This window comes from uncultured Winogradskyella sp. (assembly GCF_947498005.1).
Taxonomy (GTDB): domain Bacteria; phylum Bacteroidota; class Bacteroidia; order Flavobacteriales; family Flavobacteriaceae; genus Winogradskyella.
Window position 1 is genome coordinate 707,140 of record NZ_CANMIW010000001.1, and the last position, 17,105, is coordinate 724,244.

Annotated in this window: 11 protein-coding genes and 1 tRNA gene; 8 read left to right on the forward strand and 4 right to left on the reverse strand. The window is 33.8% G+C overall.

Annotated elements, in window-relative coordinates; all coding sequences use genetic code 11:
• Positions 1-160 precede the first annotated feature (160 nt).
• Both Q0891_RS03085 and Q0891_RS03090 read left to right on the forward strand, forming a co-directional pair.
• Positions 161-1,390, forward strand: a complete 1,230-nt coding sequence (locus Q0891_RS03085) for a metallophosphoesterase (protein WP_299098630.1) — start codon at positions 161-163, stop codon at positions 1,388-1,390.
• Positions 1,391-1,498: 108 nt separating this feature from the next.
• On the forward strand, positions 1,499-1,795 hold the full coding sequence (locus Q0891_RS03090; protein WP_299098633.1) for a co-chaperone YbbN: 297 nt from the start codon (positions 1,499-1,501) through the stop codon (positions 1,793-1,795).
• A gap of 1 nt (position 1,796) precedes the next feature.
• Here the strand turns inward: Q0891_RS03090 and Q0891_RS03095 are convergent, their stop codons facing one another.
• Together Q0891_RS03095 and Q0891_RS03100 are read right to left on the reverse strand one after the other, a co-directional pair.
• Complete coding sequence (locus Q0891_RS03095; RefSeq protein ID WP_299098634.1) at positions 1,797-2,474, reverse strand: polysaccharide deacetylase family protein; 678 nt, start codon at positions 2,472-2,474, stop codon at positions 1,797-1,799.
• A gap of 6 nt (positions 2,475-2,480) precedes the next feature.
• Positions 2,481-5,891, reverse strand: a complete 3,411-nt coding sequence (locus Q0891_RS03100; RefSeq protein ID WP_299098635.1) for a DUF2723 domain-containing protein — start codon at positions 5,889-5,891, stop codon at positions 2,481-2,483.
• 150 nt (positions 5,892-6,041) lie between these two features.
• Here Q0891_RS03100 and Q0891_RS03105 point away from each other — a divergent pair.
• Positions 6,042-6,115 (forward strand) — tRNA-Gln (locus Q0891_RS03105).
• A gap of 66 nt (positions 6,116-6,181) precedes the next feature.
• On the opposite strand, the gene Q0891_RS03110 is transcribed toward Q0891_RS03105, so the two are convergent.
• Positions 6,182-7,006, reverse strand: a complete 825-nt coding sequence (locus tag Q0891_RS03110; RefSeq protein WP_299098637.1) for a universal stress protein — start codon at positions 7,004-7,006, stop codon at positions 6,182-6,184.
• A gap of 154 nt (positions 7,007-7,160) precedes the next feature.
• Here Q0891_RS03110 and rimP point away from each other — a divergent pair, with 154 nt between their 5' ends.
• The 3 genes from rimP (at position 7,161) to infB (ending at position 11,701) form a co-directional block, all read left to right on the forward strand.
• On the forward strand, positions 7,161-7,625 hold the full coding sequence (gene rimP / locus Q0891_RS03115; protein ID WP_299098639.1) for a ribosome assembly cofactor RimP: 465 nt from the start codon (positions 7,161-7,163) through the stop codon (positions 7,623-7,625).
• Positions 7,626-7,637: 12 nt separating this feature from the next.
• Positions 7,638-8,870 carry a transcription termination factor NusA gene (nusA, locus tag Q0891_RS03120; RefSeq protein ID WP_299098641.1) on the forward strand — a complete coding sequence of 411 codons (1,233 nt, stop codon included), beginning with the start codon at positions 7,638-7,640 and terminating at the stop codon, positions 8,868-8,870.
• 86 nt (positions 8,871-8,956) lie between these two features.
• The gene (gene infB / locus Q0891_RS03125) at positions 8,957-11,701 is read left to right on the forward strand and encodes a translation initiation factor IF-2 (protein ID WP_299098643.1); all 2,745 of its coding nucleotides are present in this window, start codon (positions 8,957-8,959) and stop codon (positions 11,699-11,701) included.
• 68 nt (positions 11,702-11,769) lie between these two features.
• Here the strand turns inward: infB and Q0891_RS03130 are convergent, their stop codons facing one another.
• Positions 11,770-12,147 (reverse strand): SPOR domain-containing protein, encoded by a 378-nt coding sequence (locus Q0891_RS03130; protein WP_299098645.1) that lies wholly within the window; start codon positions 12,145-12,147, stop codon positions 11,770-11,772.
• 296 nt (positions 12,148-12,443) lie between these two features.
• Here Q0891_RS03130 and Q0891_RS03135 point away from each other — a divergent pair, with 296 nt between their 5' ends.
• Together Q0891_RS03135 and Q0891_RS03140 are read left to right on the forward strand one after the other, a co-directional pair.
• On the forward strand, positions 12,444-13,727 hold the full coding sequence (locus Q0891_RS03135) for a c-type cytochrome (RefSeq protein WP_299098767.1): 1,284 nt from the start codon (positions 12,444-12,446) through the stop codon (positions 13,725-13,727).
• 94 nt (positions 13,728-13,821) lie between these two features.
• Entirely contained in the window at positions 13,822-17,100 is a 3,279-nt protein-coding gene (locus tag Q0891_RS03140) for a TAT-variant-translocated molybdopterin oxidoreductase (protein WP_299098647.1), read from the forward strand.
• Positions 17,101-17,105: the final 5 nt, after the last annotated feature.

A 17,105-nucleotide genomic window follows, 5' to 3' on the forward strand; every position in this document is an offset into this window, starting at 1 on the left:
AATGTAGTATTAGTTGCTATTCAGTTTATTAAATAGATTTTGAGGACGCTACATAACGAAAACGTTAAGACTTAATTTCTTCAATGTGTAGTAACCTTTAACACTTTCATAAGATAACTAGAATTACATATCGTTAAATTTGTGACCTTAAATAATTTACATGATTCGTTGGATAATATTTGCTGTTCTTTTTATAGTATTAACTATTTATGGTTTTCAAGCTATAAAAACAGTAACCAAACAAACTTGGGTTTACTACGTATTTTTTATAGTCGCTTTTATAGTCGTAAGTAATTTCTTGTATCAATTTGCAATTAGCAGTGAAGGACGAACTTTAACACTAGAGAAAAGTTATGCTTTCGGTTTTTTACTCACTTTTATGGCTTTTAATGTTGTTTTAGTGCCAATATTATTAGGTGAAGACCTTATAAGATCTGCCATTGGTTTATATGAAAAGCTAACCACTAAAGATGCTAATTTTCATTTGCCATCGCGCAGAAAGTTTGTTAGCCAAATAGCATTAGGTTTGGCTGCTATTCCGTTTTCGTCATTGTTGTATGGCATGTATCGTGGAAAATATAATTTTAGAGTACTTAATTATACGCTTCATTTTGATGACTTACCTGAAGCTTTTGACGGTTACAGACTAACTCAAATTAGTGATATTCATTCTGGTAGTTTTGATAATAAAGAGAAAATAGAATATGCAATAGATCTTATAAATGAACAAAAATCTGATGTGCTATTGTTTACAGGAGATATGGTAAATAATAAAGCTTCTGAAATGATACCATGGAAAGAATCTTTTAGCAAACTTAAAGCTAAGGATGGTAAATTTTCGGTATTAGGAAACCATGATTATGGTGATTATGTGGATTGGAATTCGCCAGAAGAAAAATCTCAAAATCTAGAAGATTTAAAACAAATTCAAAAAGATATTGGTTTCGATTTATTGCTGAATGAAAGCCGTTATCTTGAAAAAAATGGAGAACGATTAGCATTGATTGGTGTAGAAAATTGGGGCACTGGTGGATTTAAACAAGTGGGCGACTTGAACAAAGCAACCAAGCTAATTGAAAAAAATGATTTTAAGATTTTAATGACTCATGATCCAAGTCATTGGGAAGCAGAAGTTCTAAAAGATCCTAATCATTATCATTTAACACTCAGTGGACATACGCATGGTATGCAATTTGGAATTGAAATACCAGGTTGGATAAAATGGAGTCCTGCAAAATGGAGGTACAAACAATGGGCTGGGATTTATACAGAACTTGGTCAGCACATCAACGTCAATAGAGGTTTTGGTTATTTAGGTTATCCAGGACGCGTAGGTATTTGGCCAGAAATCACAGTTATTGAACTCAAAAAAGGATCTAAGAGTGCTTAATTGTAAAGAATTCCGTATTTTTATAATAGAACGTACTTTATTAAAACCGATAAGCTTTTAAAATTAGTTGTTTGAAGTACTTATTTGTTTGACTAAAACTGATAGCATATGTCAAAATTTGGAGAATTAATAGATGTTGAAATACCTGTTCTTTTGGATTTTTATACCGAAGGGAATGAAGAATCTACAGCCATGCATTCTATATTACGTGATGTTGCTGCTGCGCTAGGAGATAAGGCCAAAGTAATAAAGATAGATGTGGATAAAAACCAAGAACTCGCAGAAGCCTTGCGTGTAAGAGGATTACCAACACTTATTATCTATAAAAATGGCGAAATGAAATGGCGTCATAGTGGAAAGGAAAACACCAATAGACTTATTGAAATTATTCAAGAATTTGCTTAATCTATTCAGCTTCGTTAATTCTTTTAAATCTAAAGCCTTGATTACTAAAGTGCTCTAAAACTTTAGGAAGGGCATATTTTAGATTTGGAAAAGCCTTTATACTATCATGAAAAACAATAATACTACCTTCCTTTGCTGCTGTAATCACATTATTTAAACAAGCTTCTTCAGAAATAGACTTGTCCCAGTCATAAGATAATACATCCCAAAGAATAATTTTATAACCCAGATTTTGAATGAGTTTACTCTGTTTAGACTTAAACTTGCCGTATGGAGGGCGAAATAGTTTTACACGTGAAAGGGAATTAGCATCCTTATTAGTAATTAAAGAAATGTTTCTATTAATTAAAGCTTGAGTATCTTCAATATCATTAAGATATACTTTCGTTTTATGTTTCCAGCCTTTTAAATGATTGTAAGTATGGTTGCCGATAGAATGCCCTTCTTTAATTATGGTATTAAAAATATCAGGATGTTTATCAATATTGCTACCAATACAAAAAAACGTGGCTTTCGCATCAAACTTATTCAGCAGATCTAGAACCCAATTTGTAATTTCTGGTGTAGGGCCATCATCAAAAGTTAAATAGATTTCCTTGTTCTTGGTGTTAATATTCCAGATAAAATTTGGGAACAATGCTTTTACAAAGTCTGGTGTTTTAGCTGGAATAATTTGCATACCATTTTAATTTTCAGGAGCAATTTTATCAATAGTATCTTTAATTGCGCGCTGAATATCTATATCATTAGGTATGTCTTGTGATGTGTCATTACCATATAATGCCATTAAATCATCAAATAAGCTAAGGTAGCTATTAAAGGTCTTCGTTTCTTGTAAGGCAAATTCTTGATCATTATATATTACCAAAATATCTATTAAAGATCGATAGCGCTGAATATCTAAGTAAATATCTTCACCTACAACCTTATCTTGGTCTTCTAATGGTAAACTACTATAATAGGCTAAGTTTTCTTGATATTTTTTAGCAACATCTTTATAGAGCATACGGCCTTTGTCCTTGTTTCCAACTTCATAATATGCGCTAACATAAGGCTCAAGTAAAGAGTAAAAACCAAACTTATCTACAGGCATTTTTTCCATAGCTATGTCTGCAATTTCTTCTGCTTTCTCCAATTGGTCTTCATTAATAAGTTGTTCTATTAAACGTGCCAAATTTCCTCTATACGTAATACCATTTCTTCGAGTTTCAATGTCATAGTACATATCTTCTCCACTTCCTCCCCATTCCCAGTTCTTAACCATGTCGTACATTAAATCAGGATCTACTCTTCCCATGTCATAAGGATTCGCTTGGTCAACAGCTGTCTTTATTGGTACCAGTTTATAACACATACCGTCTAATTGTAGGTAATCTTTTAACCAAACATAGTCCTCTGCACCAAAAGCACCACCTGTAAAATAAATTGGTCGTTCCCAATTATTGTTTGCAAGAATATCTAGCATTAAAAGTCGGTTCTTATACAGATAGCCTCCAGTTATTCTTGTAAATAAATAATCTTCTATTTTATCAGCATCTTTTGGTTTTACGATACCATTCTTTAAAACCATTTCTTTATTAACTGGTATACTAATATTACGAGAAGGGTAGTAATTAGAATTTAATAAGTGTTTTGGGTAACGACTTGGGTCATCACCTTGGTTTTCAACCACGAATTTTAGTTTTGTATTAGGTTTCTCACTCGATACAAAATCCATAAATTGTTTAATATCTAATGTGTCTCTTGCAATACTCTCATTAATCTCTTTGTAGGCAACCACATCTCTGGTTCCGCCTCTATATTGCTTGTGTGTAAGCTGCGAAGGAATTGGGTCACTATCATAAGCTTTACGCTTCATTTGGTCTATATACCAATCGGTTTGAAATAAACTTGTATTTACAACACGAACATCTCTTCGAACACCCTCTATTTCTTGTAAATACCACAACGGAAAAGTATCGTTGTCTCCAATAGTAAATAGAATAGCGTTTGGTGCACAAGATTCTAAATATTTGCGAGCCATAGAGTTTGTGGTATATTTCCCAGAACGATCGTGATCATCCCAATTGTTGGCAGCTAAAATACCAGGTACCAATACTATACAAACTAAAGTGACGATTGGTGCTAATAGCTTCGTTTTAAAATTAGATTTTAATAAATCATAAATGGCATATACGCCAAAGCCAATCCAGATTGCAAACACGTAAAAAGAACCAACCACAGAGTAATCTCTTTCACGAGGCTCAAAAGGTCTAATGTTGGTATAGAATTGAATTGCTAGTCCTGTTAGTAGAAAGAATACTAGTAAAACCCAGAAACGTTTTAAATCTGAATACATCAAGAAGAAAAACCCAATTAATCCTAAAATGAGTGGTAAAAAATAATAAGTGTTTCTAGATTTATTTTCTAAAACATCAGTTGGTAAGTTGTCTTGAGACATTCCTATATGAATTGAATCGATGAAATTAATGCCCGAAATCCAATTACCATTCTTGTGAGTATATCTTCCTTGTATATCGTCTTGTCTTCCTGTGAAATTCCACATAAAATATCTCCAATACATATAACCAAATTGGTATTGAAACATATACATTGTGTTATCAAAAAATGAAGGTTTTTCAATCTCTAAATATTGTTGGCCATATCGACTTAAGAACTGATGGTAATCTTCATAATCAATCTCATGATTGGCAACACGCATTTTAAAGTCATTAACTAATTGATCTATCTGCTGTTTTTCTTGCAATGCATATTGAGAAGATTGTTCTTCCGATAAGCCCGCATTCATCGCTTCATTATAAGCACGAGATTGTAAGGAAGGATCTGCTTTAAAGTCTATTAAACCAGTAAACATCATATAGTTTTCAGCATGTTCTGAACTCCACATTCTAGGTAAAATAGAAGCATGCTCATGGTTGTAGTTTTGTCTACTTTTTTCCCAGTCATTGATAATGACATATTCACCTTTTTCTTCGTCTTTTTCAAAATTCTTCTTGTCGTCAACAAAAGGTTCGTCTTTATCTGCACCAGAATAGGCTTCAGTAAATTGAGGACCATAGAAAAGATGTGTTTCTGGGTATTGCTCTAAATTATAATAGGCTAAAAGTTCTCTAGCATCTGAAGGGTTATTTTCATTAATAACAACTTGCGCATTTGCTCGAATTGGTAACATCATCCAAGATGAAAAACCAATAAAAATAAACATTAAGCTGAGTACTAAGGTGTTCACGTGTTTGTAATCTTTTTTCCTTGTATAGTTCAGTCCAAAATAGAATAAACCAATAACCATTAACCCAGTAATTATTGTACCAGAATTAAAAGGTAAGCCAATAGAGTTTACAAAGAACACTTCTAGGTAACCAAAAAGTTTAAGCGTAGAAGGCAATAATAATTTAAAAATAAAGAGTAGAATAGCTGCAGAAGCTATGTTAGCAATAATAAAATTTTTGACCGTAATGGTTTTGTAGTTTTTAAAATAATATAAAAGCCCTATTGCTGGTATGGTAAGTAAACCCATAAAGTGAACACCAAAAGATAAACCAATTACAAAAGCAATAAGTATTAACCAACGATTTCCTCTAGGTTGGTTCATTTCTTGCTCCCAACGAAGTCCTAAGTAAAATAATACGGCCATTATTAACGTAGCCATCGCATATACTTCAGTTTCAACGGCGTTAAACCAAAACGAATCAGTAAACGTAAAAGCTAAACTACCAACTAAAGCACTTCCTAAAATAGCATAAGCCTTGCTTGGGCTATCTTCTTTTTGATATTTTACGAGTTTAACCAATAATAAACTAATGGTCCAAAACATAAATAGAATAGTGAATGCACTAGCAACACCACTCATCATATTCATAATCATTCCAATTTGCGAAGGCTCTAAAGCAAACATGGAGAAAAAAGCTCCAAACATTTGAAACAATGGTGCTCCAGGTGGATGACCTACTTGAAGTTTTGATGAAGTTAAAATATATTCTCCAGCATCCCAAAAACTAACGGTTGGTTCTATTGTGAGTCCGTAAACTACAACTGCTACTGCAAAAACAAACCATCCTAAGATGTTGTTCCACTTTTTAAAGTTAAAATCTGTCATGAAAACCTTGCTTAATAATGCTGGCGAATTTACTAATTATTACCTAAAACCCTACAGTTTTAAGTTAACGTTAAGTATTTTAAATAATTTTGTCATTTTTTTTTGTCTAAATGAAACTTTGTATTAAATTTGCAGCCTCAATTGAGAGATTGGCCTATGGTGTAACTGGCTAACACATCGGTTTTTGGTACCGAAGAGTCTAGGTTCGAAACCTAGTAGGCCAACTAAAATGTAAAAATCCTAATCAAAACTGATTAGGATTTTTTGTTTTTATATACATATTCTTAGTTCTAAATTTTAAAAGTAATTACTGGTCGTTTGGCGTGATTAACTAAATCTTCACTAATACTTCCGTTAAAGAAATGAGCAATACCTTGTCTACCATGTGTGCTTATTCCTATTAAATCTGCATCAATATCTTTTGAAACATTTAGAATGCCGTGTTCTACTGTCGTATCGTTATGAATGGTAATAGTGTAGTTGTCAAAATCTTGTCCAGAAATAAAATCTTTTATTCTAACATTAGCCTCATAAGTTGTCATAAAGTTACTGGAAGTAATAACTAAAAGTAAATGAATTTTTGCACCAAAAGCTTTTGCGAATTTAACAGCTTGCTTATAGGTTTCTCTATTGTCATTTTTAAAGTCTGAAGCAAACACAAAATCCGATACTTCAAAGCTTTCATGTTCATTCTTAATAACTAATACAGGTACATCAGAAGTCCTTACTACTTTTTCGGCATTAGAACCAACAAACATTTCCATAAGACCTGATGAGCCATGCGAGCCCATTACAATTAAATCAATATCAAATTCCTTGCAAGAATCTTTAATTTCATTAAATGTCACATCTGCCTTTACAGTTTCGTGCACAGTAACGCCTTCTAGGTAGTCTTCAGCCATTAAATTTTCAAATCTTTTCTGAGCTAATTTCATAAAAAATAAGGTTTCAGGAATATCACTTTGTGAACTACCTTGGTCATTATGTTGCAATGGAATCTCCATCATGTGCAATAAATAGATCTCAGCATTATGCGCTTTAGCGAGCATAGCAGCTACTTTTAATGCATTTCCGGCTTGTTCCGAAAAATCCGTTGGAACTAATATTTTGTTCATATGTAATTGGTTTATTTAGTTGTAATAAATTTAAGAAAATAATTCCACATTACGAAGCTTGGATAATTTAATAAAAATGTCGTATATTTGCACAGTTATTTACTAAAAATGAATAAGCGAGAGGACGAAAAGTCCTCTCTTTTTATATCAAAAAATGTTTAAGAAAATAGTAGAAGACTTATTAGAAACAGCACTAGAAGAGAGGCAAGATTTATTTTTAATAGATTTTATAATTTCTGGTGATAATGCTATTAAAATTATTATCGATGGAGATAATGGAGTTTTAGTAGAGGATTGCATGTTTATAAGTAGAGCAATAGAACACAACATTGATAGAGAAGAACACGATTTTTCATTGGAGGTATTATCTTCAGGTGCTGCAACACCATTAGTGTTGCCTAGGCAATATACTAAACATGTTGGTAGAAGCTTAGAAGTTAAAACTTTAGATAGTCAGAATTTTGAGGGTGAGCTTAAAGAGGTAAATGACGAAGAAGTGGTGCTAAGCTGGAAAGCAAGAGAGCCAAAACCGGTAGGTAAAGGAAAAGTAACAGTAACTAAAACGGCAACTGTTGCCTTTCAAAATATTAAAGAAGCAAAAGTTAAAATAAAATTTTAATTCATATCAATTATGGAAAATGTAGCGTTAATTGAGTCATTTTCAGAATTCAAAGACGACAAATTAATAGATAGAGTTACGCTAATGGCTATTCTTGAAGATGTATTACGTAATGCATTGAAGAAGAAATATGGTGATGATGATAACTTTGATATCATTATAAATCCAGATAAAGGTGATTTAGAAATTTGGAGAAATCGTATCGTTGTTGCTGATGGTGAGGTTGAAGAACCAAACCAAGAAATCGAATTAACAGAGGCGCAGAAAATAGAACCAGATTTTGAAGTAGGTGAAGACGTTGCAGAAGAAGTGAAGTTAATTGATCTTGGAAGACGTTCTATCTTAGCATTAAGACAAAACTTAATATCTAAGATTCATGAGCACGATAATACAAACATTTACAAGCACTTTAAAGAGCTTGAAGGTGAGATTTATACAGCAGAAGTACATCATATTCGCCATAGAGCAATAATCTTGTTAGATGATGATGGTAATGAAATTATTTTACCTAAAGACAAACAAATTCCTTCAGATTTCTTTAGAAAAGGAGAAAACGTAAGAGGAATTATTGAAAGTGTAGAATTAAAGGGAAGTAAACCAGCAATTATAATGTCTAGAACTTCTCCAATATTTCTTGAGAAATTATTTGAGCAAGAAATACCAGAAGTTTTCGATGGTTTAATTACGGTTAAAAAAGTAGTTCGTATTCCAGGAGAAAAAGCAAAAGTAGCAGTAGATTCTTATGATGATAGAATCGATCCTGTAGGTGCTTGTGTGGGTATGAAAGGTTCTAGAATTCATGGTATCGTACGAGAATTAGGAAATGAGAATATTGATGTAATTAACTATACTAACAATGTTCAACTTTTTGTAACAAGAGCTTTAAGTCCAGCTAGAGTAACTTCATTAAAGTTAGATGAAGAAAACATGCGTGCTGAGGTCTTATTAAAACCAGAAGAGGTGTCTAAAGCTATTGGTAGAGGTGGTCACAACATTCGTTTGGCTGGTCAATTAACAGGTTACGAAATTGATGTGTTTAGAGAAGGTGCAGAGGAAGATGTTGAATTAAAAGAGTTCTCTGATGAAATTGAAGGTTGGGTAATATCAGAATTTAGTAAAGCTGGTTTAGATACAGCTAAGAGTATTTTAGAACAAGACGTTAACGATTTAGTGAAACGTACAGATTTAGAAGAAGAAACGATTTTAGACGTTATCAGAATTCTAAAAGAAGAATTTGAAGATTAAATATCAGTTAAATTTTTAATGAATTTTAGGATTCATTTTGAAGTTGAATTGGTATAACATATATTTAAGTATTTTACAGGCAGTTTATGGCTCAAATGACAAGATTAAATAAAGTATTAAGGGAATTAAACATCTCTATAGATCGTGCTGTGGATTTTTTAGAATCCAAAGGTATCGAGATAGAGAAAAGTCCTAATACTAAAATTTCGCAAGATGTTTATGATACGCTTTCTGATGAATTTCAGACGGATGCATCTAAACGTGAAAAAGCTCAAGAGGTTAGTGAAGCAAAACTTAAGGAAAAAGAAGAGCTTCGTGAACAAAGAGAACGCGAAATTGAAGAAAAGCAAAAGCAAAAAGCCGAAAGAGAATCAATCGTTAAGGCAAAAGCTGAATTAAGTGGGCCAAAACAAGTTGGTAAGATAGACTTAGATAAAAAGGCTAAAGTAGAGAAAAAGGAAACACCTAAAAAACCTGAGGTAAAGGAAGAGCCTAAAGTGGCAGCGCCTAAGGTTGAAGAAAAGCCAGCAAAGGAAGAGGTTAAGAAGGTAGAAAAGGTTGAAGAAGTAGCTAAAGTAGAAAAGGTTGTTAAGACAGATAAAGTTGAAAAAACCGAAACTAAAGCACCAGCTAAAAAGCAACCAGAAGCAACAACGCCATCTGAGCCTGTAGAAGAAACACTTAAAACACAATACAAAAAATTATCAGGACCAAATATTACTGGTAAGAAAATTGATTTATCGCAATTCAATAAGCCTAAAAAGAAGAAAGAAGAAAAATCAACAGGTGGTGATGCTAATAAACGTAAAAGACGTAGAATTAGTAAAGGAGGCAATGACTCTGGAGGAAAACCTAAGTTTGATAATAGAAGAGGAGGAAAAGGACGTGGAGGTAATACGAGACCAAAAGTTGTTAAGGAAGAGCCTACTGAAGAAGATGTGAAAAAACAAATTAGAGAAACTCTTGAGAAATTACAGGGTAAATCTAATAAAGGTAAAGGTGCTAAATACAGAAGAGATAAAAGAGATCAACACAGAGAACAATCTGAAATCGATCAAGAAATTGCTGCAGCAGAAAGTAAAACTATTAAAGTAACTGAATTTGTTACTGTTAGTGAAATTGCTACTATGATGGAAGTTGGTGTAACACAAGTTATTTCAGCATGTATGTCTCTAGGTATGATGGTAACCATGAACCAAAGACTAGATGCAGAAACTTTAACTATAGTTGCTGAAGAATTCGGTTACGATGTAGAGTTTATCACAGCTGGTATTGAAGAATCAATAGAAGAAGTAGAGGATAAACCAGAAGATTTAGAACCAAGAGCACCGATCGTTACTGTAATGGGACACGTTGATCATGGTAAAACATCATTATTAGATTATATACGTGAAGAAAATGTAATTGCTGGTGAATCTGGTGGAATTACTCAGCACATCGGAGCGTATGGTGTAGAATTGTCAGATGGTCAAAAAATAGCCTTCTTAGATACACCAGGTCACGAAGCCTTTACAGCGATGCGTGCTCGTGGTGCTCAGGTAACAGATATTGCAATTATTGTAGTAGCTGCTGATGACGCTATAATGCCACAAACTAAAGAAGCAATTTCTCATGCACAAGCAGCAGGAGTACCTATTGTTTTTGCAATAAATAAAATTGATAAGCCAGATGCTAACCCTGAGAAGGTAAAAGAGCAGTTGGCACAAATGAATCTTTTAGTAGAAGATTGGGGTGGAAAAATTCAATCACATGATATTTCTGCTAAAATGGGAACAGGTGTTAAGGAATTACTTGAAAAAGTATTACTGGAAGCTGAATTATTAGAATTAAAAGCTAATCCTAGCAAAGCGGCAAGCGGAACAGTTGTGGAAGCTTATTTAGATAAAGGTAGAGGATATGTGTCAACGATCTTAGTACAAGCAGGTACTTTAAGAGTTGGAGATTACGTATTGGCAGGAAAAAATAGTGGTAAGGTAAAAGCCATGCAAGATGAGAGAGGGCACGATGTTGCTCAAGCTGGTCCTGCAACACCAGTATCTATCTTAGGTTTAGACGGAGCACCTCAGGCAGGTGATAAATTCAATGTATTTGAAGACGAGCGAGAAGCTAAACAAATTGCGACTAAACGTACACAATTACAACGTGAGCAATCTGTAAGAACACAACGTCATATTACATTAGATGAAATTGGAAGACGTATTGCACTTGGAGACTTCCAAGAGCTTAATATTATTCTTAAAGGTGATGTAGATGGTTCTGTAGAAGCATTAACAGATTCTTTCCAGAAGTTATCTACTGAAGAAATTCAAGTTAATATTATACATAAAGGTGTTGGTGCCATCACAGAAAGTGATGTGTTATTAGCAACAGCATCAGATGCTATTATTGTAGGATTTAATGTTCGTCCTGTAGGTAATGCAAGAATGATTGCAGATAAGGAAGAAATTGATATCAGAACGTACTCAATTATTTATGCAGCTATTAACGATCTTAAAGATGCCATGGAAGGTATGTTATCTCCAGAGGTTAAAGAAGAAGTTACTGGTACAGCTGAAATTAGAGAAATATTCAAAGTATCTAAAGTTGGTAATATTGCAGGTTGTATGGTTATGAATGGTAAGATCTTTAGAAATTCTGGTATTAGAATTATTAGAGATGGTGTTGTAGTGCATACAGGTTCTCTTGAGGCTTTAAAACGATTTAAGGATGATGTAAGAGAGGTTGCAAAAGGATACGATTGTGGTATGCAGATTAAAGGATATAATGATATAGCAATTAACGATGTTATAGAAGCATTCCAAGAAGTAGAAGTCAAGAAAAAGTTGAAATAAAAGCAACGTATTGATATAAAAAAAACCGACAAGAAATTGTCGGTTTTTTTATATGCTCAAATGAATACTTAATCTAATCGAGGCTGAATAACATTAGCATTCATGTATTTCTTTCTTATTTTGGCCCAAGCACGATCAGCTTCTAATCGGGTTGCGAAATTACCAACCCAAACTTTATAATTAGGCGTATTCCAAACAATTTCTACTTTCCACTCACCAAAAGAATTAAGAAAGTTAGATTTTTCGCGTTTTGCCTTATCAGGATCTGTGCTGTTATACACTTGAATAGTATAAGTTTTAGACGTTTTAATATCTTTTTTGTACTCTAATAATTTGTCTATGTCGCTGTCTTGGCTTACCTTAACTTCGCCTTCTTGAGCGTTTAATGATAATCCTAACGATAGACTTAAAATTATAAGAAAAATGGTTTTATTGTTAATTTTCATGGATTAGTATTTATTGCAAATGTAAAGTATTCACAGAAATTATTCTGAAATATTATAGACATTCTAATTGTAATTAATTGCGCTTCAAGTTGTCGATATATAAATAACGAAAATTCATACATGAAAATTTTACATTTACATTATTTAGAATTGGTATAAATTATATATTAACAGTTCTCTAAGATTTTCAAAATCGACTTTAAATGTTACTTTTGCCTGAGTTTTTATAAAGATCTTTTTTTACATTTTTAATGAAAAAATCGTACCAAAGTTTAGAAGATAATCCAACTAATAATATGAAACAGGTGATTTACTGTGGTTTAACCTCAAAGATATATAGTCTTTGTATTGTACTTTTACTTACGTTTTCAACTACACTTATAGCTCAAGAAGGTGATCCAGTTAATGGTAAATCGCTATTCAATTCAAATTGTGCTGCATGTCATAAATTAGATAAGCCGATGACTGGTCCTGCTTTACGTAATGTTGAGGCAAGGTTAGCTGATGAGGAAGGTTTAGATAGAGAATGGCTTTCTGCATGGATTAGAAATAGCTCATCGCTTATCAAAGCTGGGGATGCATATGCTAATAAAATTTACAATGAGTATAATGGAGTTGCTATGACGGCATTTCCGCAATTAAGTGATCAAGATATTTCTGATATTTTAGCTTATACTGCTGCTCCAGCTCCTGCTCCTGTTGTGGTAGATGGTCCAAAAGGAGAACCTGTGGATCAAGGAGGGGTTTCAAATAATCTTATTCTAGGTGCTTTGGCATTGTTGTTTGCATTATTGGCAATGGCTCTTGTGTTAGTGAGACGTACTTTAAATCGTTTCGCAGATGCTAAAGGTATCGATGTTGTAACGGAAAATAAAAGACTACCAATATGGAAGGCTTTCGCTCAAAATCAATTCTTGGTATTAGTGACTTCAATCTTCTTTTTGTTAGCTAGTGGATACTTTGTTTACGGTTATTTAATGCAAGTGGGTGTAGATCAAGGTTACGAGCCTGTGCAACCAATTCATTATTCACATAGAATACATGCTGGTGATAATGGTATAGATTGTAAATACTGTCACTCTTCTGCAAGAGTTAGTAAAACTTCAGGTATTCCTTCTTTAAATGTATGTATGAACTGTCATAAATCAATTTCAGAAGTAGCACCAGAAACTTTAGCTGAAGGTGAAGAGTTTGGAGTTAATTATGATGCTGAAATTCAGAAATTATATGATGCAGTAGGATGGGATGGTACAGCTTATACTGGAGAAGCACAACCTGTGAAATGGATTCGTATCCACAACTTACCAGACTTTGCTTATTTTAATCACTCACAACACGTTACTGTTGGTGGTATAGAATGTCAGACATGTCATGGTCCAGTTGAGGAAATGGAGATTATGTATCAGCATGCGCCATTGACTATGGGATGGTGTATTAACTGTCACAGAGAAACTAATGTAAAAGTTAAGGATAACGAGTACTACACTAAAATTCATGAGGAACTATCTAAAAAGTATGGTGTTGAGCAGTTAACTGCAGCACAAATGGGTGGTTTAGAATGTGGTAAGTGTCATTATTAATTAAATAGAATAAATTTAAAGAAATACGACAAGCTTCATTTAAAAGCTTTTATTTAGAGTAGGTCGTAAGTCAAAAAAATCATAAATAAACACTATGTCATCAAACAAGAAATACTGGAAAAGTGTTGAAGAGCTAAACGAAAATAGCTCTATTGTTGAGGCGCTACAACAAAATGAATTTGTGGAAGAAATTCCAACAGATGAGTTTTTAGGAGATAAAGAATCTTTAGAGTCTTCGTCAACTTCGCGTCGTGATTTCTTAAAATACGTTGGTTTTAGTACTGCTGCCGCTTCGTTAGCTGCTTGTGAAGGACCTGTGATTAAATCGATACCTTATATTGTTCAGCCAACGGAAATTATTCCAGGTGTTGCAAATTATTATGCTACTACAATAGCTAATGGTTTTGATTTTGCTAGTGTTTTAGTAAAGACTAGAGAAGGACGTCCTATTAAAATTGAAAACAATACTGATGCGGCTACCAATGGTATAGCTAATGCGAGAGTGAATGCTTCAGTTTTAGGATTGTATGATAACCTTAGAGTTAAAGCACCAATGAAAGATGGTTCTAAAATAACTTGGGGTACTTTTTTATCTGAAACAACAACAACTTTAAAAGGATTAAATGGTAAAGCCATTGTGTTATTGACACAATCAATGCCTAGTCCTTCTACTAATAAATTAATAGCAGAATTTAAAGCTAAGTATGGTAATGTAAAACATGTTGCTTATGATGCAATTTCTGAATCTGCTACATTAGATGCTTATCAGGCGAAGTATGGTAAAAGAGGGATGGCTAACTACGATTTCTCTAAAGCAAAGACTATAGTTTCTATTGGTGCAGATTTCTTAGGAGATTGGCAAGGTGGAGGTTTTGAATCTGGATATGCTACAAAGCGTATTCCTGATCATGGCAAAATGTCTAGACATATTCAGTTTGAATCTAATATGTCATTAACTGGTGCTAATGCTGATAAGCGTGTACCATTAACGCCAAGCGAACAAAAATTAGCTTTAGCTAAATTATATAGTGAAGTAACAGGTAATTCTGCAGGAGGTGTAAAACTTTCTGATGGATTAAATGCAGCGGTAAAAGCAGCAGCTAAAGAAATTAGTTTAGCTGGACGAAATGCTGTTGTAGTTACAGGCATTCAAGATGTTAATGCGCAGACTGCAGTATTAGAAATTAATGCACACCTTAGAAGTGTTGCTTTTGATCCTAATACAACTATTAATACAAGACAAGGTAGCGACAAAGCTGTATCTCAATTAGTGGCCGATATGAAGGCTGGTAAAGTGGGAGCACTTATTATGGCAGGTGTAAATCCGGTGTATACATTACCTAATGCTTCAGATTTTAAAGAAGGATTAGCTAAAACAGAATTGTCAGTTGCTTTTTCAATGAAGCAAGATGAAACTTCATCAGTTTGTCAATATATTGCTGCTGCACCTCACAACTTAGAGTCTTGGGGAGATTACGAATTGAAGTCAGGTCATTATTCTATGATGCAACCTACTATTCGTCCGTTGTTTGATACTAAACAATTTCAAGAAATACTTATGAGTTGGGTAGGAACTACAGGTTCTTACAGAGATTATTTAAAATCAGTATGGACAAAAGACATTTTAAATGGCGCTTCGTTCAATAAAGCCGTTCAAGATGGTGTATTTGTAACACGTTCTGCTGGAAGTAGTAAAGGTGTTGGTGGATCTTCTACAACTATTGAAACGTCTTCGACTGAATTAAAAGATAAAAAAGATAGAACATTTTTAGGTGGCGTAATACATGACGTAGCTGTAGGTGTTGGTATTAAAGATGAAGATAAAGACGAATATGTAACAACTACGTCGTCTACAACAGTAAATAATGCAGGAACTAATAATGCTGACGTAACTTCAGTATTGACTGGAGGAGCTGCGGCAAGAGCTTTAGCTAAAACTAAAGTTTCTGATGGTATGGAGTTAACACTTTATACAAAAACGGGAATGGGAGATGGTCAGCAGGCTAATAACCCTTGGTTACAAGAATTTCCTGATCCTATAACAAGAACAACTTGGGATAATTACTTAACAGTGTCTCAAGCTGATGCCGATAAACTAGAATTAAAAAACTGGAATGTTGCTAATGGTGGATTAAATGGTAGTTATGCTAAAGTTTCGGTTAACGGAGCAGAAGCTGTTACAGTACCAGTTATCATTCAGCCAGGTCAAGCAAAAGGTTCAGTTGGATTATCTTTTGGTTTCGGAAGAACGTCTAAGGCATTAAAAGAAGAAATGAAAACCGGTGTTAATGCTTACCCATTATACCAAAATTTTAATACAATACAATCTGTTACTATTGAAAAAGCTGCTGGAGAACATGAGTTTGCTTGTGTTCAGTTGCATAATACTCTAATGGGTCGTGGTGACATCATTAAAGAAACTACTTTAGAAGTATTCAATACTAAGGATAAGAAACATTGGAATGCAATTCCTCAAGTATCACTTAATCATGTTGAGACACCAGTAACATCACCAGATGTTGATTTATGGGATGAGTTTGACCGTTCGGTTGGTCATCACTTCAATTTATCAATTGATTTGAATGCTTGTACTGGATGTGGATCTTGTGTTATAGCATGTCACGCTGAAAATAACGTTCCAGTTGTTGGTAAATCTGAAATGAGAAGAAGTAGAGATATGCATTGGTTGCGTATTGATAGATATTACTCTCATCAAGATTCATTTGAAGCTGATGATGCAAAGAAAGATGGTTTTGAAGGTTTATTTGGAGATAATGGATCTTTAGGAGGTTTCGGTGAAATGGAAAATCCTGCAGATAATCCACAAGTAGCTTTTCAACCTGTAATGTGTCAACATTGTAATCACGCACCTTGTGAAACAGTTTGTCCTGTTGCAGCAACTGCACACGGTCGTCAAGGTCAAAATCATATGGCTTATAACCGTTGTGTAGGTACAAGGTATTGTGCAAACAACTGTCCTTATAAAGTACGTCGATTCAACTGGTTCTTATATAACAAGAATGATGAGTTTGATTATTACATGAATGACGATTTAGGTCGAATGGTATTAAACCCAGATGTAACTGTTCGTTCTCGTGGTGTCATGGAAAAATGTTCTATGTGTATCCAGAAAACTCAAAAAACAATCCTTGATGCTAAACGTGATGGACGCTTAGTTAAAGATGGAGAGTTTGAAACTGCATGTTCTGCAGCATGTGGAAATGGCGCAATGATATTTGGAGATGTCAATGATAAAGACAGTAAAATAGCAGCATTAAAAGAAGATGATCGTATGTATCACTTGTTAGAAAGCGTTGGAACAAAGCCTAACGTTATCTATCAAACAAAGGTGAGAAACACATCAAAAGCATAAATAAT